At 70.8% G+C, this 17,834-nt stretch carries 15 protein-coding genes and 1 pseudogene; 10 read left to right on the forward strand and 6 right to left on the reverse strand.

Going from position 1 to position 17,834, the window contains the following annotated elements; all coding sequences use genetic code 11:
- Nucleotides 1–19: 19 nt before the first annotated feature.
- Nucleotides 20–550 carry a VOC family protein gene (locus ACTMTU_RS28085; RefSeq protein WP_441266247.1) on the forward strand — a complete coding sequence of 177 codons (531 nt, stop codon included), beginning with the start codon at nucleotides 20–22 and terminating at the stop codon, nucleotides 548–550.
- A 158-nt stretch (nucleotides 551–708) separates the two neighbouring features.
- Here the strand turns inward: ACTMTU_RS28085 and ACTMTU_RS28090 are convergent, their stop codons facing one another.
- Nucleotides 709–1,500, reverse strand: coding sequence for an inositol monophosphatase family protein (locus ACTMTU_RS28090; protein WP_441266248.1), 792 nt, complete (start codon nucleotides 1,498–1,500; stop codon nucleotides 709–711).
- Between the two features lie 78 nt (nucleotides 1,501–1,578).
- A complete protein-coding gene (locus tag ACTMTU_RS28095; RefSeq protein ID WP_441266249.1) occupies nucleotides 1,579–3,228 on the reverse strand; it encodes an acyl-CoA synthetase in 1,650 nt (549 codons plus the stop codon).
- 226 nt (nucleotides 3,229–3,454) lie between these two features.
- On the opposite strand from ACTMTU_RS28095, the gene ACTMTU_RS28100 reads away from it, so the two are divergent.
- The 5 genes from ACTMTU_RS28100 (at nucleotide 3,455) to ACTMTU_RS28120 (ending at nucleotide 7,830) form a co-directional block, all read left to right on the forward strand.
- The gene (locus ACTMTU_RS28100; protein WP_441266250.1) at nucleotides 3,455–4,276 is read left to right on the forward strand and encodes a crotonase/enoyl-CoA hydratase family protein; all 822 of its coding nucleotides are present in this window, start codon (nucleotides 3,455–3,457) and stop codon (nucleotides 4,274–4,276) included.
- A gap of 12 nt (nucleotides 4,277–4,288) precedes the next feature.
- Nucleotides 4,289–5,233: a Zn-ribbon domain-containing OB-fold protein gene (locus ACTMTU_RS28105; protein WP_441266251.1), complete on the forward strand. Its 945-nt coding sequence runs from the start codon at nucleotides 4,289–4,291 to the stop codon at nucleotides 5,231–5,233.
- Between the two features lie 101 nt (nucleotides 5,234–5,334).
- Nucleotides 5,335–6,327, forward strand: a complete 993-nt coding sequence (locus ACTMTU_RS28110; protein WP_441266330.1) for a thiolase domain-containing protein — start codon at nucleotides 5,335–5,337, stop codon at nucleotides 6,325–6,327.
- Entirely contained in the window at nucleotides 6,317–7,483 is a 1,167-nt protein-coding gene (locus tag ACTMTU_RS28115; RefSeq protein WP_441266252.1) for a thiolase domain-containing protein, read from the forward strand. The genes ACTMTU_RS28110 and ACTMTU_RS28115 overlap by 11 nt, the downstream gene beginning before the upstream one ends.
- A 131-nt stretch (nucleotides 7,484–7,614) precedes the next feature.
- Nucleotides 7,615–7,830, forward strand: a complete 216-nt coding sequence (locus ACTMTU_RS28120; RefSeq protein WP_441266331.1) for a DUF397 domain-containing protein — start codon at nucleotides 7,615–7,617, stop codon at nucleotides 7,828–7,830.
- Nucleotides 7,831–7,913: 83 nt separating this feature from the next.
- Here ACTMTU_RS28120 and ACTMTU_RS28125 read toward each other — a convergent pair whose 3' ends face one another.
- A complete protein-coding gene (locus tag ACTMTU_RS28125) occupies nucleotides 7,914–8,291 on the reverse strand; it encodes a hypothetical protein (RefSeq protein WP_441266253.1) in 378 nt (125 codons plus the stop codon).
- Between the two features lie 166 nt (nucleotides 8,292–8,457).
- Between ACTMTU_RS28125 and ACTMTU_RS28130 the strand changes: the two genes are divergently transcribed.
- Entirely contained in the window at nucleotides 8,458–8,958 is a 501-nt protein-coding gene (locus ACTMTU_RS28130) for a hypothetical protein (RefSeq protein ID WP_005321401.1), read from the forward strand.
- A gap of 100 nt (nucleotides 8,959–9,058) precedes the next feature.
- Here the strand turns inward: ACTMTU_RS28130 and ACTMTU_RS28135 are convergent, their stop codons facing one another.
- Nucleotides 9,059–11,263 carry a terpene synthase family protein gene (locus tag ACTMTU_RS28135; protein ID WP_441266254.1) on the reverse strand — a complete coding sequence of 735 codons (2,205 nt, stop codon included), beginning with the start codon at nucleotides 11,261–11,263 and terminating at the stop codon, nucleotides 9,059–9,061.
- A gap of 205 nt (nucleotides 11,264–11,468) precedes the next feature.
- Nucleotides 11,469–13,391, reverse strand: coding sequence for an N-acetylmuramoyl-L-alanine amidase (locus tag ACTMTU_RS28140; RefSeq protein WP_441266332.1), 1,923 nt, complete (start codon nucleotides 13,389–13,391; stop codon nucleotides 11,469–11,471).
- Nucleotides 13,392–13,704: 313 nt separating this feature from the next.
- Between ACTMTU_RS28140 and ACTMTU_RS28145 the strand changes: the two genes are divergently transcribed.
- From ACTMTU_RS28145 to ACTMTU_RS28155, 3 genes and pseudogenes are all read left to right on the forward strand, one after another.
- A complete protein-coding gene (locus ACTMTU_RS28145) occupies nucleotides 13,705–14,157 on the forward strand; it encodes a VOC family protein (protein ID WP_441266255.1) in 453 nt (150 codons plus the stop codon).
- A gap of 49 nt (nucleotides 14,158–14,206) precedes the next feature.
- A pseudogene (locus ACTMTU_RS28150) lies at nucleotides 14,207–14,443 on the forward strand (IS5/IS1182 family transposase); the annotation flags it as partial.
- An 84-nt stretch (nucleotides 14,444–14,527) separates the two neighbouring features.
- The gene (locus tag ACTMTU_RS28155) at nucleotides 14,528–14,812 is read left to right on the forward strand and encodes a hypothetical protein (RefSeq protein WP_441266256.1); all 285 of its coding nucleotides are present in this window, start codon (nucleotides 14,528–14,530) and stop codon (nucleotides 14,810–14,812) included.
- On the opposite strand, the gene ACTMTU_RS28160 is transcribed toward ACTMTU_RS28155, so the two are convergent.
- Entirely contained in the window at nucleotides 14,809–17,823 is a 3,015-nt protein-coding gene (locus tag ACTMTU_RS28160; protein ID WP_441266257.1) for a Tn3 family transposase, read from the reverse strand. The two genes, ACTMTU_RS28155 and ACTMTU_RS28160, sit on opposite strands and share 4 nt — an antisense overlap.
- Between the last annotated feature and the right edge of the window lie 11 nt (nucleotides 17,824–17,834).

The raw sequence follows: 17,834 nt of genomic DNA on the forward strand, positions 1-17,834 counted from the left end.
CCAGGTGAAGGAGTCCGCGATGCCTCAGCCAGAGGGAGCCGAACTGGAGGCCGTGCGTGCCCGTCGGGAGGACGTGCGACGGCGCTACCTGCGCGAAGCGGGCGACCGGCCCGCGACCACGGCGAACGGCGTCCACCATGTGGCCTTCATCTGCCGTGACGTGGAGGAGACCGTCCGCTTCTACCAGGAGTTGCTGGGGTTCCCCCTCGTGGAGATCGTCGAGAACCGGGACTACCGCGGCTCCACCCACTTCTTCTTCGACATCGGCCACAACAATTTGCTGGGCTTCTTCGACTTCCCCGGCCACGACCACCCGCCCGCCACCGAGACGGTCGGCGGGGTGCAGCACCTGGCGCTCTCGGTCGACGCGCGGCAGTTCTCCGCCGCCCGGGAGGCGCTGGACGCGGCGGGCATCGAGTACCTGGGCCCCGACCGCGGCGTCGAGGACAGCCTCTACATCCGTGACCCCAACGGCGTCCCGCTCGAGCTGTACCGGGAAGGGCTCGGCGTCTTCAACGGCGAGCGCATCCTGCCGGGCGCGGACGAATGACCGCCGCTCGCTCCCACCTCGCGAGGACGGGCCGCCCTCGCGCCGGGGCGACTCGCGCCGGAACGGCGGCCGGGGACTCCGGTCACCGAGCCGACGAGGAAGGCGGCCGGAAGACGCTGGTCGACGTGACAGAGGCCTGACGGCCTGTCACCGGTGCGTCAGCCGCGGATCATCGACATCAGCAGATGATGGGTCTCACGGTCGGCGGCCGCGACGAGCCCGCGTCCCGCCGGTCCGACCGGGGCGCCGTCGATTCCTGTGACCACGCAGCCTGCTGCCCGGCACAAGGCGATACCGGCGGCGAAATGCACGCTCCCGGACAGGTCGCCGCCGTCGGTCACGTATGCGGCGCGCTTGCCGGCGGCGACCCAGGCCAACGCCAGCGTCGTGGACACGACCCGTGGCCGGAACGCTTCCACGAACCGGGGATCCGCCAGCAGGTCGACAGCGCGGAAGCCGGGCGCGCCGGGGAACGGCGGGTCCAGGTTGACATCCACGAGGCGGGTGGCTGACGTGGGCGTCAGAGGGGCATCGGCACCGTCGTACCGCACCCGGGCGCTCTCGCCGTCGGTGAAGAAGACCTCGCCGCTGAACGGGTCGGCCACCGCCGCCGCCCCGTCGCTCAGCGCCACGTTGACGGCGACCGCCATGTTGCCGACGGCGTAGTTCAGCGTGCCGCACAAGGGATCCACCAGCCACTGGCGTGCGGCCTCCCTGGCACCCTGCTGTCCGCCCTCCTCGCAGAGGACGGCGTCATCGGGGCGCGCGGCACGGAGGACGCCGAGGATCGCCTTCTCGGCCTCCACATCGGCTGCGGTGGCGAAGTCCCCGGCGCCCTTGTCGATACGGGTGAGCCTTTGGCCGTACATGCCGCGCACGACCTCCGCGCCGGCCTGTGCGGCCGCTGTCGCGACCCCTGCGTCGTCGAGGACCGCCGATGAGTTGATCATGTCAGGCATCGTAGCGGCGGTGAAAAGGCGTGCTACCAGGGGCCGTTGGGCCACCGACGGCGCGGGCGCAGCGGGGCGTCAGGAACCGGCCCCGGTGGGCCCGTCGTCGACCGCCGCGGCCTCGGAGGCGACCGCCCGCGCCCAGCGGTAGTCCGCCTTGCCGCTCGGTGAGCGCTGGATCTCCGGTGCTATCACCAGCCGCCTCGGAATCTTGTAGCCGGCCAGCCGGGTGCGGCAGTGGGACTGGATCGTGGCCAGTGTCGGTGCGGCCACGCCCGCGCGGAGCTGGACCACGGCCGTCACCTGGTTGCCCCACCGGTGGTCGGGGACGCCGGCGACCAGGGCGTCGTACACGTCAGGATGGGACTTGAGAGCCTGTTCGACCTCCTCGGGGTACACCTTCTCGCCGCCCGTGTTGATGCACTGCGAGCCGCGGCCCAGTACCGTGACGATGCCGTCCTCGTCCACGGTCGCCATGTCACCGAGGAGTACCCACCGTTCGCCGCCGCGACGGAAGAAGGTCTCCTTGGACTTCGCCGGATCCTTGTAGTAGCCGAGCGGTACGTGTCCGCGCTGGGCGACCCGGCCCGTACCGCCCGGTGGCACCGGCTCGTGGGTGACCGGATCGACCACCGCCGTACGGGAGTTGACACGCAGCCGGAATCCGTTGGCGGGACCGGAGTCGTCCGTCGCGGTGCCGTTGAAGCCGGATTCCGAGGAGCCGAAGTTGTTCAGCAGCAGGACGTTCGGGGCGAGCGCGGTGAACTGCTCGCGGACGGTGTCCGACATGATCGCCCCGGAGCTGGAGACGCTGAACACCGACGACAGGTCGCACCCCTTCAGCGGCCCGTTCAGCGCGTCGATCAGCGGGCGCAGCATCGCGTCACCGACCAGCGACACGCTGGTGACCCGCTCCCGCTCGATGGTGCGCAGCACCTCGTGCGGCACGAACTTGCGGTGGATGACGATCCGCTGGCCGAAGTTGAAGCCGATGAAGGCGGTGAGCGTCGACGTGCCGTGCATCAGCGGGGGAGTGGGGAAGAAGGTGATCCCGTCGCCGCCCGCGGCCACCCGCTCGGCCAGTTCCTCTGGCCGGGACACCGGCACGCCCGTCGGGGCCCCGCCGCCGAGCCCGGCGAAGAACAGGTCCTCCTGACGCCACATCACGCCCTTGGGCATGCCCGTCGTGCCGCCTGTGTAGATGATGAACAGGTCGTCGGCCGAGCGCCGGGCGAAGCCCCGCAGTGGTGAGGCGGCGGCCTCGGCCTCGGTGAACGCCACGGCGTCGAGGGGCGGCGCCCCGTCCGGTGGCGTGCCGACGCGCACCAGGTGCCGCAGCTTCTCCGTGCGGGGCAGGGCTGCCGCCACCCGTTCGGTGAACTCCGCGTCGAAGACGAGCGCCGCGAGGTCGGCGTCCCGGTAGAGGTGGACCAACTCGCCCGCGACATAGCGGTAGTTGACGTTCACCGGCACGACCCGCGCCTTCAGGCAGCCCAGCACGGTCTGGAGGTACTCGACCCCGTTGTAGAGATGCAGACCCAGGTGCTCGCCCGGTGCGATGCCCGCGTCGAGCAGATGGTGGGCGACACGGTTGGCCGCCGCGTCGAGTTCCGCGTAGGTGAGCCGGCGCTCCTCGCCGGTGCCGGGGTGGTCGACGTACACGAGTGCCTCGCGGTCGGGCACGGCGTCGACCACCGATTCGAACAGGTCGGCAAGGTTGTACTCCACCGCTCCTCCTGACCCCGGCGGGACATCGCGACGTGAACCCGGTGCACTGCGGCTCGGCCGTCATTAGAGCGCCGGTCCCCGCAACTGGGAAGGGCCACCGGCAAGGAAATCTGACTGACAGTCAGAAAACTATTGAACTGGCGACCCGCCTGCTGCAACCTGTTCCAGATCCGGTGACGGGGTCCGGACACGGACCCCGTCACCGATCCGCGACGGGAGGTTGCACATGGCACGGCACAGCGGTCGCACGAGCACCGAACACCTCACCGTGGAACGCGAGGGCGCCACGCTGATACTCACCTTGAACCGGCCGGAGGTGAAGAACGCCCTCTCGCTCGCGATGCTCGTCGGCCTGTACGACGCATGGCTCGCCGCGGACGCGGACGACACCGTGCGCTCCGTGGTGATCACCGGGGCCGGCGGCTCCTTCTGCGCCGGCATGGACCTCAAAGCCCTCGCGGCGGGCGGCGGCATGGCGGGGGAGCACTACCGCGACCGGATGAAGGCCGACCCCGACCTGCACTGGAAGGCGATGCTCCGCCACCACCGGCCGAGGAAGCCGGTCGTCGCCGCCGTCGAGGGGTACTGCGTCGCCGGCGGCACGGAGATCCTCCAGGGCACGGACATCAGAGTCGCGGGCAAGGGCGCCACCTTCGGGCTCTTCGAGGTCCGGCGGGGCCTCTTCCCGATCGGCGGCTCGACCGTGCGGCTGCCGCGCCAGATCCCCCACACCCATGCCCTCGAGATGCTGCTCACCGGCCGCCCCTACACCGCCGACGAGGCCGAACGCATCGGCCTCGTCGGCCGCGTCGTCCCCGACGGCACCGCCCTCGAAGCCGCGCTCGGCATCGCGGAACGGATCAACGCCTGCGGCCCGCTCGCCGTAGAGGCGGTCAAGGCGGCGGTCTACGAGACGGCGGAGATGACGGAGGCCGAAGGACTCGCCGCCGAACTGGAGCGGGGCCGGCCGGTCTTCGACACGGCCGACGCCAAGGAAGGCGCCCTCGCCTTCGCCGAGAAGCGCGACCCCGTCTACCGGCGCGCCTGAGAGGAGAGCCCCGTGCCCCCCGTGCTCCGTGCTCCGTTCGTCGTCGAGTTCCCCTTCACCCGGTCCCTCGGCCCCGTCCAGAGCGCCTTCCTGACCGGCCTGCGCGAACGAACGGTGCTCGGTGTGCGTACCGTCGACGGCCGGGTCCTCGTACCGCCCGTCGAGTACGACCCCGTCACCGCCGACGAGATCCGCGACCTCGTAGAGGTCGGCGCCACCGGCACCGTCACCACCTGGGCGTGGAACGAGCAGCCACGGCCCCGTCAGCCCCTCGCCACCCCCTTCGCCTGGGTGCTCGTCCGCCTCGACGGCGCGGACACCTCCCTGCTGCACGTCCTCGACGCCCCCGGCCCGGACGCCGTGCGCACCGGGATGCGCGTACGCGTCCGGTGGGCCGCCGAACGCACCGGAGCGATCACCGACATCGCCTGCTTCGAACCGTACGAGGGCGAGCCCGCCGGCCCGCCGCACCCCCACAGCGGGACCTTCCCCGAACCCGTCACGGGCATCGTCGTCCCGGCCAGGCTCGACTACACCTGCACGCCCGGCCGTGCCCAGAGCCGCCACCTCGCCGCGCTCGACGAGCGCAGAACCGTCGGCGAGCGCTGCCCCTCCTGCCGGAAGGTCTACGTCCCGCCCCGCGGCGCCTGCCCCACCTGCGGAGTCGCCACAGAGGAGCAGGTCGAGGTCGGCCCCCGCGGCACGGTCACCACCTTCTGCATCGTCAACATCAAGGCGAAGGGCCTCGACATCGAGGTGCCCTACGTCTACGCCCACATCGCCCTCGACGGCGCCGCTCTGGCCCTCCACGGACGCATCGGCGGCATACCGTACGACGAGGTGCGCATGGGACTGCGGGTCGAACCCGTCTGGCGCGAAGGCTCCCGCCACCCCGACCACTACCGCCCCTCCGGCGAACCGGACGCCGACTACGACACCTACAAGGAGCTGCTGTGACCGGCCCCGCCGGGCGCGGGCCGGCGGGCCGTGCCCGGCACGGCAGGGACATCGCCGTCGTCGCCTTCGCCCAGACCCGCCACAGGCGCCGCACGGACGAGATGTCCGAGGTGGAGATGCTGATGCCGGTCCTGCACCAGGTCCTTTCGCAGACCGGGCTGCGCACCGGCGACGTCGGCTTCACCTGCTCCGGATCCAGCGACTACCTCGCGGGGCGGGCGTTCTCCTTCACCATGGCGCTCGACGGCGTCGGCGCCTGGCCCCCGATCAGCGAGTCCCATGTCGAGATGGACGGCGCCTGGGCCCTGTACGAGGCGTGGGTGAAGCTGCTGACCGGCGAGAGCGACACCGCGCTCGTCTACGCGTACGGGAAGTCGTCGCCCGGCGCGCTCCGCGATGTGCTCACCCGCCAGCTCGACCCCTACTACACGGCCCCGCTCTGGCCCGACTCGGTGGCCCTCGCCGCCCTTCAGGCGCAGGCACTGATCGACGCCGGAGAGGCGGACGAGGCGGAGCTCGCCGGTGTCGCGGCCCGCAGCCGGCGGGACGCCGCCGTCAACCCGCACGCTCAACTCCAGGGAGAGGTCCCGCGCGGCCGCCACCTCGTCCGGCCGCTGAGGGTCTCCGACTGCCCGCCCCTCGGAGACGGCGCCGCAGCCGTCGTCCTCGCCGCCGGCCCACGGGCCCGGGAACTGTGCGAACGGCCCGCCTGGATACGCGGCATGGACCACCGCATCGAGGCGCACGGCCTCGGCGTGAGGGACCTCACCCGCTCGCCCTCCACCCGGCTCGCCGCGGAACACGCGGGTCTCTTCGAGAGGCCCGTCGACACAGCGGAACTGCACGCGCCCTTCACCTCCCAGGAACTCGTCCTGCGCCGAAGTCTCGACCTCGACGCCAGGGTGAGGGTCAACCCGTCCGGCGGAGCGCTCGCCGCCAACCCGGTGATGGCCGCCGGACTCATCAGGATCGGCGAGGCCGCCTCCCGCATCCACAGCGGCGAGTCCGACCGGGCCCTCGCCCACGCCACCTCCGGCCCCTGCCTCCAGCACAACCTGGTGGCCGTCCTCGAAGGAGAGACCCATGCCGGCTGAGCCCGTGGCCGTCGTCGGCATCGGCCAGACCGAACACGTCGCCGCCCGCCGGGACGTGTCCATCGCCGGGCTCGTCCGCGAGGCGGCCCGGCGGGCCCTCGACGACGCCGAGCTGACCTGGGCCGACATCGACGCCGTCGTCATCGGCAAGGCCCCCGACTTCTTCGAGGGCGTGATGATGCCCGAGCTCTACCTGGCCGACGCCCTCGGCGCGGTGGGCAAACCGATGCTCCGCGTCCACACCGCGGGTTCCGTCGGCGGTTCGACCGCCCTGGTCGCCGCCAACCTGGTGGCCGCACGCGTACATGCCACCGTGCTCACCCTGGCGTTCGAGAAACAGTCCGAGTCGAACGCGATGTGGGGCCTGTCCCTGCCCGTCCCCTTCCAGCAGCCGCTGCTCGCGGGCGCCGGCGGCTTCTTCGCCCCGCACGTACGCGCCTACATGCGCCGCACCGGCGCGCCCGCCACCGTCGGGTCCCTCGTCGCGTACAAGGACCGCCGCAACGCGCTCAAGAACCCGTACGCGCACCTCCACGAGCACGACATCACCCTGGCGAAGGTCCAGGCCTCACCGATGCTGTGGGACCCGATCCGCTACTCGGAGACCTGCCCCTCCTCCGACGGCGCCTGCGCGATGATCCTCACCGGCCGGCCGGGCGCGGCCCGTTCACCGCACCCGCCCGCCTGGGTGCACGGCGGGGCCATGCGCAGCGAACCCACCCTGTTCGCGGGCAAGGACTTCGTGTCTCCGCAGGCCGGCAAGGACTGCGCCGCCGACGTCTACCGGCAGGCCGGCGTGAGCGACCCGCGCCGCGAGATCGACGCCGTGGAGATTTATGTGCCGTTCTCCTGGTACGAGCCCATGTGGCTGGAGAACCTGGGCTTCGCCGCAGAGGGCGAGGGCTGGAAGCTCACCGAGTCCGGCGTGACCGAACTCGACGGGGAGCTGCCGGTCAACCCCTCCGGCGGGGTCCTGTCGACCAACCCCATCGGGGCGTCCGGCATGATCCGCTTCGCGGAGGCCGCGCTCCAGGTGCGCGGACAGGCGGGCGAACACCAGGTCGACGGTGCGCGCAAGGCGCTCGGACACGCCTACGGGGGCGGGGCGCAGTTCTTCGCCATGTGGCTCGTCGGTGCGGAACCTCCCGCCACATGACCATCGGCGATCCGGGCGGACCGTCACGTGCGGCACCCTGTCCGTGACGGGGTGTCGTCGCTAGGCTGACCCGGGAGACGACGCGGGAGGAGCAGAACGTGGCCGAGAGCACCACCACTACCACCACGCACATGTTTTCCGGGTGGGAGAAGCCGGACCTGGACCTGAGCAACGCGGACTGGCGGTCAGGGACGCAGGGGGCCGGGGACGTGCAGATCGCGTTCGTCGAAGGGTTCATCGCGATGCGTAACGGCGGCCGCCCGGAGAACCCGTCGCTGATCTTCACACCGGCCGAGTGGCGTGCCTTCGTGCTGAACGCACGGGACGGCGAGTTCGACCTCACCTGACGCCACCACCGACGGCCGACCCCGCCGGTGCGCGGCGCCGCGCCCCCTCCCGCCGGCCTGGGAGAGGGAAGCGACGGCACGGCTCACGCGGGCGTCTGCGTCACGTCACGGCCGAGTCCCGCAGTGCCGTTGATCTTCTCGATGGCCTGCCGCGCATGCTCACCGGGCGTACGGGCGGTGAGCGAGGAGACGGACGTGGGCGCAGGCAGATGCGCCGCGCTCCCGGCCGGCGCGGACCCGGACGCGGACGCCGTCGTGGGCTTGGCGTGGACGGCGGAGCGGGTACGCAACCGATGCCCGGCCGCCTCGTCCAGGCTCACGGGCCGCTGCATCTGGGCGGCCAGACGCCCCGCCTCCTGCCCGAGCGCGGCGACGTCCTCCCAATGGAGGCGGACCACCAGCCGTAGCTCCGCCTCGCCGTCGGGAAGGGCTTGCAGGGGAGGAGTGGTGCGGTCGTTCATGGACTGATCCTCACGTCGGTACGGAATCTCGCGGGACGCTGCTCCTCACAGGCATCGGCACACACGGGTACCGGTGCGCACAGGGATACGGGGGCGGCGGCCGGGGCGTTCAACGCCGCCGCGCCCCGGCTCGGCCGGGTCGGTCCGTACCCGTACCATTGCGGGTATGTCCTTCCTCCGCCGCCGCAGCGCCGCCACACCCGCGGGCCCGGACTTCGATGTCCTGGCCATGGACCCGGGCGACTGGCCCGGAAATCTGGGCGCCGGCCTGCTGCCCGCGCCGGACGGCAGCTGCCAGGGGGTCTTCCTGCGCTACGACCTGTTCGGCGGCCGCGGACCCGCGATGATCATCGGCAACCTGCCCGAGGGGTCGCCCGCCCGTGAGGTGGAGGAGGGGGAGATCCCCTTCGAGGTCGGCCAGCTCCTCATCGCGCTGGAGAACGACGAGCCGGTCCACGTCACCGGTGTCGAGGACACTCCGGTCATGCAGGGGGACAACCTGCTGATCGTCCGGCGTCTGAAGCTGTCGGAAAGCCGCATCTCCTGCGTCCAGTTCGACCGCAGCGACAATGTGCTCGTCACGATCGCCAGCTGGGACCGGCCCATCACCGACGATCTCTACGCGCTGCTCAAGCCGCTGCCCGCGGAGCTGTTCCAGCAGGGCTGACCGCCCGACCGCCCCTCCGAGACCTGCTGCCCGGGCCCCGGCCCGGGCAGTTCTGTCATGTGCACCGGCACATCGGTCGCGCGACCCCCTGATCCCCTCGCTACACCCTGACCGCCGACCGCTGGGCCGGCAACGAGATCCGGGCGGCGGACGTGCCGAACCCCGTGGACGCACCCAGCCGCCACGGGGCAGCGCCGCCGCGAAGATCCTCCTCCTTGTAACGCCGCACCTTCCGGTGCCAGTTGAGGATGCCGGCGAGCCAGTCCTCGAGCTCGCGCGCATACGAGGCGAGCGCCGCCCTGCCGTTCTCGTCGAGACCGAACTCGTCGCACATCACGGGCAGTTCACACTCCTTCGCATGGAGGAACTGCTCCAGCCGGGAGGACATCAGATCCGCCGTCATCGCGAAGGCCGTGGGGTAGTCGCAGTCGAAGAACGTCTGCACCACCAGAACCGCGTTGTGGATCTCGCCCTCGTACTCGATCTCCTTCTGGTACGAGAACAGGTCGTTGAGCAAGCAGGCGTAGTCCATGGCCGCGTTCTCGAGAGCGCGTACCGGACCGCTCGCACAGAGCCCGGCCGGCAACTCACCCTCGTGGCGCAGCCGGCACAGGCTCATCGTCAGGTCCGAACCGAACGTGAGACGGCGCGTCTCGATGTAGTCGACCGGATCGGGGACCCGGTGCTGCGCCTGGTTGTGCAGCTCCCACAGCCAGCTGTCCAGCATGACGTCCACCGCCGCGCGCAGGGCCCCGCGGGCGTCCGCCGGCATCGGCCCTGCGGTACGCGCCCACAGATCGGCGAGGCTGCGCTCCATGGGGGCCACCGCGACGGCGGCCCCGGCCTCCGGGTCGTCCACCGGCATGCAGGCCTTCAGCCGGTCGTTCAGGAGCCTGGCCCCGACAAGATCACGGGGCGCGCCGAAGACCACCGGGTAGTAGTCGTCGCCGTACGTCCCCCATGTCAGCCACTCCGCGTTCAGTTCCAGTTCCTCCTGCGTGGCGTCGGGGTCGAGCCCCGCCGCGCACAGCGCCAGGTCGAAGCCCTTGAGCTTGGCCTCGTACCAGATGTCGTTCAGCAGGCCCATGCGCCCGGCCCAGTCGACCGACTTCCGGCGGGCATCGTCCAGGTGCGGACTCAGAGTGAGGGGGAACGGCAGGGCGAAGTCGGGGAGCAGGGACGGCCCCACCGGTCGCGGCCGGTGCGACAGGGAGCGCAGCCGTGCCGCCGTCGGACGGCCGAACAGCGTGCGGATGTCGAGAGCCGACGTCCCCCGCACCCCGGCGACGGACGACGGTCCGACCGCCTCGCCCACGCCCTCGTTCATGTACCGGCTGGAGCGCAGATGCCATTCGTGACCGCCGGACTGCCAGTCCTGAAGACCCTTGGTGTAGGCCGCGATCGCGGTGCACTCCTGCGGAGTGAGGCGCTTGTCCACGCACAACGCGGGCACCTCGGTGAGCGCGGTGTTCTCGAACTGCTGGACCCGCGAGGTCAGCAGGTCGTTCACCGCGTCCGCCGCCTCCTGCGTCGTACAGCCCAGGAAGCGCTCCAGCACCAGCACGCCGTTGCTGTTCTCGCCCTCGTCCTCCACTTCACGCTGGTACGAGAAGAGATCGTTGCGCAAGTGCACCGCGTCGGAGAACGAGTCGCGCAGCACCCGCAACGGACGCGTCGTGGCGACCGCTTCCGGCACCTCCGCCCGCGCCGCGTACTCCACCAGGCCCGCGGACCAGGGGGCGCCGCCGACCTTGCGGCGCATCTCGATGTACTCGACCGGGTTGGCGACCCGGCCGGCGTCGATGTTGGCCAGCTCCCACATCGACTCGTTGAGCAGATTCTTCGTGGACTCGGCGAAACGGGCCCGCCAGGCGGGGGACATGCTCGGCACCGTCCGCTTCCACAGGTCGGCGAGACCCGCCTCGACCGGATTCGTCGGCTCCGGTGTCCCCCGGGACAGGTCCATCGGCATGAAGGCCGGCAACCGGTCCAGATACGCCTTGCCGCCCGCCAGGTCCTGGGTGCGCTTGAAGACCTCCAGGAAGTGGTCGTCGAAGAAGAAGACCCACACGTACCAGTCGGTGACGAGTCCCAGGGTCTCCGCGTCGCAGTCCGGGTGCGTGTACGCGCACAGCAGGGCATAGTCGTGGGCCTCGAGGTCACTCACCTCCCAGATGCCGGACCCCTCCAGCATTCCCGTCCGCCGCGCCCACTTCCTGGTGTGCCGCCGTGCCTCCTCGACGTGCGGATTGAGGCGGGCCGGATACGGGACGTAGAAGTCCGGCAGGACGAAGGGCTGTGCCATGTGCGCCAGGGCCTTTCAGAGCAGCCGCGCACGAGGCGCGGACGGTCATGACGGCCCAGGCCTACCCCTCGCCCGTACGGGCCACTCACCCCGGCAAATAGTCACATGAGAGGCCCGGTGTCGGGTGGCGCCACCGGACCCCACGACCGGTGGCGCCACCCTTCAGAGCCTTCGCCGTGACCGGGGCCCGGCCCGGCGAAGGGAGCTAGCCCAGCACCCGCACGTCCGACGCCTTCACGAAGGCGACGCGGTGCCCGAACTGGATCTCGTAGTACATCTCTTCACCCCGGACCACCTTGTGGCCCGCCGTGTCGAACGTCGTCGCGTACAGGTACTCCCCGGGGACCCGGTCACCGACCACGTACCGCTGGCCCGCGAGCAGCTTGTACGGCAGCGGCGAGACCGCCTGCACCGGAACCCCCGGCGGATACGCCGACGCCTCCGGATACGCCCGGCCGTACACCGGCACATCGGCGAGACCGTCCTTCGGCGTCAGCACCTGCTCCCGCGCGCCCACCGCCACCGGCTGTGTCCGCGGGTTGTGGAACCAGGCCTTCTGCCCGAGGTACCAGATCGCCGTCCAGTCGCCCCGGCGCTCGGCCACCGCGTACTGCTGACCCGTCGAGGCACGTGCGCCCGTGTCGTTCACACCGGTCGTCGAGTCCTGCCCGCCCGGCCGCAGACCGATGTCCTTGACCAGTGGGGCGCTCTCGCTCGGCGCGGTGTGCAGCCGCACCGCGCCCGAACCGTGCGGCGCGCACGCCTCTCCGGCCGTCACGCAGCCGGTGTACAGCGGCTGGTGCCGCGCGTACTCGGGACGGATCGTGACCACGGAACTGTCCGGCCCCGCGGACGGCGTGAACGGCCTGCCGAGCAGTTGGAAGTAGTGCGCCCAGTCCCAGTACGGCCCAGGGTCGGTGTGCATCCCGCGGATCGTCGCCGTCGTCGTGCCCGGGACGTTGTCGTGACCCAGGATGTGCTGCCGGTCCAGCGGAATGTCGTACCGCTTGGCCAGGTACCGCACCAGACGCGCCGACGTGCGGTACATCGCCTCCGTGTACCAGGCGTCGGGGGACACCAGGAAACCCTCGTGCTCCAGACCCACCGACTTGGCGTTGACGAACCAGTTGCCGGCGTGCCAGGCGACGTCCTCGAGCGGCACGTGCTGCGCGATGTGCCCGTCGGACGAGCGCAGCGAGTACTGCCACGACACGTACTCAGGATCCTGTACCAGCTTCAGGGTGGTGTCCCAGGATGCCTCCGTGTCATGGACGACGATGTAGTCCACCGACTGGGAGGCCGGGCGGCCGGCCTGGTCGTGGTTGCCGTAGTCGCCGTCGCCGAACTCCTCGTACGGGGCCGGGATCCACTCGCAGGCCACCGTCGGCGGGCACTCCGTGCGGCCCGTGTCGGCGGTGCGCAGCCCCAGCCGCCGCACCTGCGTCCGGTCCGGTGACACGGCCGGGTCCGGCTCGAGCTCCACCCGCTGACCGCTGTCCGTCGTACGGGACTGCCCCGTACGGATGACGTCGAAGACGTCGTCGGCGTACGTCGTCGCCGTCGCCACGTCGTCCGCGCCGGAGTACCGCGCCACGGCGCCGTACCAGTCCGCGGGGTCCGCACTCGCGGGGCCGCCCAGCTCCCGCTGGGCCTGCGCGAGCAGGGCCGCACCACCCCGCACGTTCGCCGCGGCACTGTCACGCAACTCGTCCGCGCCGAGGCCCGACACTTCGGCCGCGCGCTCCAGCGTCCGCAGCCGCGGCGGCAGTTCGCCGGGATCGGGCAGGGCCGCCTCCACGACGGAACGTGCGGGGCGCGAGTCGTCCCCGCGAGCGTCCTCGACGCCGTGCGAGTGGTGGGGCGCCTCGGCGATCGCGGTCCTCGCGTCCGTCAGGTGCATCGGACCGTAGCCGCCGGTGACACTCGCCGCGCCGCCGTGCGCGTCCCAGCGGGACTGGAGGTACGAGACGCCGAGCAGCACGCTCTCCGGCACCCCGTACTCGGCTGCCGCGGCGGCGAACGTCCCCTGCATCGAATCCGCTGGAGCGCGCTCGGCGGTCGCGGACGGACCGGCTGACAGCAGCGGCAGCAGCAGGGCGGCGCACGCCACCGCGCCACCTGCCGTCAGCGCACGACGACGGGCACTTCTCGGACGTGCGGGAGCTGATCCTGGCAATGCGGCCTCCAGTGACGGGTGACGCGCGAACGGGCCCCGAGGGGCGGGACACGCCCCATGGGTATCGGCTCACGGACGATCCGTCAATCATGCCTCGGGAAGCGGTATTTGCACGTCAGAGGGCGTGTCGCGGAGTTTCGCGGCGACGGTCCCCCGGCCTGCGGCGCGTCAGTGGAGTGGACCAATGGCCACCGGATGACGGACCGTTCACCCCCGTTCCTGGGCGATCCCGTATGGCGGACGCGGCAGGGGGTAGCCGCAGTGCATGACCACGCAGAAGACCAGCGTTCTCGTCCTCGACGCCGCCGAACCGACGGAACTGGCGGAGTTCTACGCGGCATTGTTCGGCGCGGAGGTACGCGTCGGCAGCGATCCCGACTTCGTGGAGGTCGTCGGCCACGATGGAGTGCACCTGGCGATGCGCCGCGACCACGGCTACGCGCCGCCCAGCTGGCCCCGGCCGGAGGACTCCCAGCAGTCGCACCTGCGCATCCTGGTCGCCCGGGACGACCTGGACGAGGCGGAGCGGGAGGCGGTCGGTCTGGGGGCCCGCCCGATCGACACCAACAATCGGCGGGGGCCCCACGAGGAACGCGTCTTCTCCGATCCGGCCGGTCACTCCTTCTCCCTGGCGGTGTCCCCGGTCGTCGAGCCACGGACCACCGAGCGGAGCGCGCGGCACGGCGTACCGGTCCCCGGGCGCGAGAACTTCAGCTAAAGCGTGTTGCAGAAGGCTGTGACAAGGGCATTTTCCTTGTATGGCTGCCATGCGGCAACTCGCGCCGCTGTTCGGCTGCTCCCCGGCGACGGTGTGCCGGGTCATTCAGCGGCTGCGGCCGCTCCTGGCCATCGAGCCCGCCACCCGTCCAGTCGGCGCGGTCGAGCGGCTGTGGATCGTGGACGGCACCCTGATCCCGGTCCGCGACCGGAAGGTCGGAGCGTCCTCACGCAACTACCGGTTCTCGGCAAACGTGCAGGTCATCATCGATGCTGACACGAGACTGGGGTCCGAGTAGGAACGGAACAGAAAACCGGTGTAGCCGTCAAATCTTTTGACGGTTCGTGAGGTGGGCTGTCAGGGTGCGCCCATGAGTGACGACCCGACGATCGGTTTCCTGAAGGCGGACGTGGCGCGGTTCTGTGCCGGGCTGGATGAACTGGCCCCGGCCATCCGGCTGCGACTGCTTGTGCAGCTGCGGGCCGCGCTGGACGAGGTGACGGACGCGGCCCTGGATGAGGGCATGGCCGCGGCGAAGGCGGAGGGCTGGGGACTGCGGCAGATCGGCGGTCAGGTGGGCCTCTCGCACGAGAAGGTCCGCTACCGGCTCGCCCAGGCCGCGGACGAGGACGAGCCGGCCGGGGAGCCGTCCTAGACCGTGGTGGTCTTCTCGGGCTTGGCGGTGGAGCGGAGCTGTCCGCCCTGGATCTCGGCTGGCAGGGCGAAGCTGTAGCGGCCGTGAAAGTTGATGTGAGCGAACTTCAGCGGTGAGAGGCGGGCGATGTCCTCGTCGCGGACGTGGATGCCCTCGGCCCTCATCTCGATAATGATCTTCTGGAAGTACACCGTGTTCCACAGGACAACGATGTTGAGCATCAGGCCCAGTGCCCCGAGCTGGTCTTCCTGGCCCTCTCGGTAGGACTGCCTAAGCTCGCCCTTCTGCCCGTGGTAGATCTTCCGGGCGAGTTCGTGGCGGGATTCCTGCCGGTTGAGCTGGGTGTTGACTCGGCGCCGCAGCAGTTCGTCGGTGAAGTACGTGGACAGGTACGCGCTGCGGTCCAGCCGGCCGAGTTCCATCACGGCCTTGCCGGTGGGGGTGGGCTTGCCGCCGGGTGCGAGGACGCGCAGGACCTCGGAGGCTTTGATGGTGCCGGAGTGCAGGGAGCCCGCGAGGCGGAGCAGCTCGTCCCAGTGGGTGGTGATCTGCTTGACATTTATCTTGTCGCGGGTGACCGGGTTGAGCGGCCCGTAGTCGGCGTCCGGGTCGACGCGGTAGAGGGTGGCGCTGCCGACGTCCGCGAGGCGCGGGGAAAACTGGTAGCCCATGAGGCGAAAGAGGCCGAAGACGATCTCGGTGGCGCCGTGCGTGTCGGAGGTGATCTCGACCGGCCGCAGAGCGGTCTCCTGCTCCAGGAGGCCGTCGAGGATGTAGAAGGAGTCGCGCTGGGTGCCGGGGATCAGGATTCCGTGCAGGCCGCTGAACTGGTCCGAGAGGAAGTTGTAGAACGTCACACCGCGTCGGCGGGTGCCGAAGTACTTCGGGTTCGGCCCGGAGTTGAGGGTGCGGATCGGGGTGACGAAGCGCAGCCCGTCGGCGGAGGCCAGCTCCCCGCCGCCCCACGCCTGCACCAGCGGCAGACGCGTGTGGTAGTCGACCAGACGGGCGTTGGCCATCGAGAGGGTATGCGCGCGTACGTAGTTCTGCTCGACCCAGAACAGCCGGTCGCGCTTGAGGGCGTCGACGCCGTCGTGGACGATCGGCTCGATACCGACGTTGGTGGCCTCGCTGGTCAGGACCGCGGCCACGGAGAGCTCCAGGTCGTCCATACGCGAGTTGGACTCGGAGACATGGGTGAAGTCGGACAGGTAGGGAACCCAGGAGTTGACCTCCAGCACGACCTCGGGCAGGTCGACGGCGGGCATCCGCGCCTCGATCTCCTTGTTCAGGTCGATCAGAGAGGCCGGTTCGTCCAGGCGGTCCAGGCCGGTGAGGATGATGCGGTCGCGGCCTCCTTGCTGCTCGATGCGCACGTTGGGATTGGCGGCCAGACCGTCGGCGAACTCCCGGTGGGCCTTGTCGAGCCGGTCGGTCCAGGTTTTGAGGATCTTGTCGGGCTTGGGGTCGAGGTCGAGTTCCTCGCAGACCCGGGCGCGGGCCGCCTCCCACGCCGCATCTCTCAGCAGGCGGGCGTTGGGGTCGCCCCACTTGCGCAGGCCCGGCACGAACACCTCGTGCCGGTGCAGCGCCGAGCGCAGGGCCTCGGCGGAGGCGACGACCAGGGCGCGCTTCTCGACGCTGCCCACGGGCATCGGCGGGGGCGGGAAGACCAGGCGCCGCCAGGCCGAGGTGAGGACCTTGGCGGGGACCTCCCAAGCCTGGATGGGGCGGCGCCGGCCCTTGAGAGACTTCACGAAGCCGATCGCGTCCAGCACCGGCTCGCCCGCCGGGCCCGCCTCGAACGTGAACGTCTTGAGCAGGCCGGGCAGGAAGCGGGCGATCGTGTTGTAGCGGGCGGCGAGCATCTGCTCAGCACCGTCGTCGGGCTGCTGGGCCAGGACCTTGACGGTGTCGGCCGCGGCGTGGACGGGGCCGACGTCCATCGCGTCGAGCATCGCGCGTACGTCGCCCTCGGGGTCGGCGGCCGTGGTGCAGATGGCGAGCCACGCTTTGCGCAGCTCGATCGCCGCGGCGTCCAGGTCCTTCAGCGTCCGCAGCCTCTGCTTGGTCATCTTGGTGGCGGAGCTGCGGATGATGTCGCCCATCACCAGGTCGAAGACCTCGATCGCCTCATCGGCGGCGAGCTGCGGCATGACCGCGGCGAACGCCACCAGGGTGGCCAGGCGTCGGTCACCGGCGAGGTCGGAGACGGCCTGGGCGCGGGCGGCCTTGGCGAACCGCACCAGGGCCTGCAGCCGTCCCGGCGGTATCGCATCCAGGTTCCACGCATGGCCGCCGAAGGCGCGCAAGGATTCGTAGCGCTCAAGGGCCTTGCCGACCCCGCTCGCGGAGATGTCGCGCGGCGAGCGGCGCAGCCGGTCCAGCTCGGACAGGCGCTTGCCCGCAGGCACGACGACCAGCTGCTGCAGCCGGGCGGCCTGCTCAGTGGTCGGGGCTGCGGCGAGAGTGGCCCACAGGCGCTTCTCGGCTCGCTCGCGGGTTCCGGAGACCAGGCGTTCCAGGACGGTGACCCCGGGCAGCACCACCTTCTTGTCCACCAGGCGTTTGGTCGCGAGGTCGAACAGCAGGGTGGGGCGTTCGTTGCCGATCCAGGCGCGCTGGTACATCCAGCGGGCGAGCGTGAACCACTGGTCGAACTCGAACTTCGTGTACTCGTACTCCTTGCGGATCTGGTCCTGGTGGTCCCAGCGGGCCTCGCCGGTGCCGTACCCGGCGAGCTCCCCAGGGTCCAGGCCTAGCTGCTCGGCGACATAGCCGGCCACCACGACGGGCACCTGTTCGGGGTTCCCCAGGAAGGTGCCCAGGTAGCGGATGGTGCCGAGCTGGACGGCCCAGCCGATCCGGTTCCGCGCACCGCGGGCGGCCATCGCCCGGCGCCGGGCGGTTTGATCCAGCAGAAAGGACCCGGCGAGCTGTCCCTCGTCCGGGTCCTCGGTAAAGCGACCGAAGCGTCTGCGTTGTTCGTCGCTCAGAAAGTTGGTGGGCACCGGCCCGCTCC

The organism is Streptomyces sp. OZ13 (assembly GCF_052068155.1).
GTDB lineage: Bacteria > Actinomycetota > Actinomycetes > Streptomycetales > Streptomycetaceae > Streptomyces.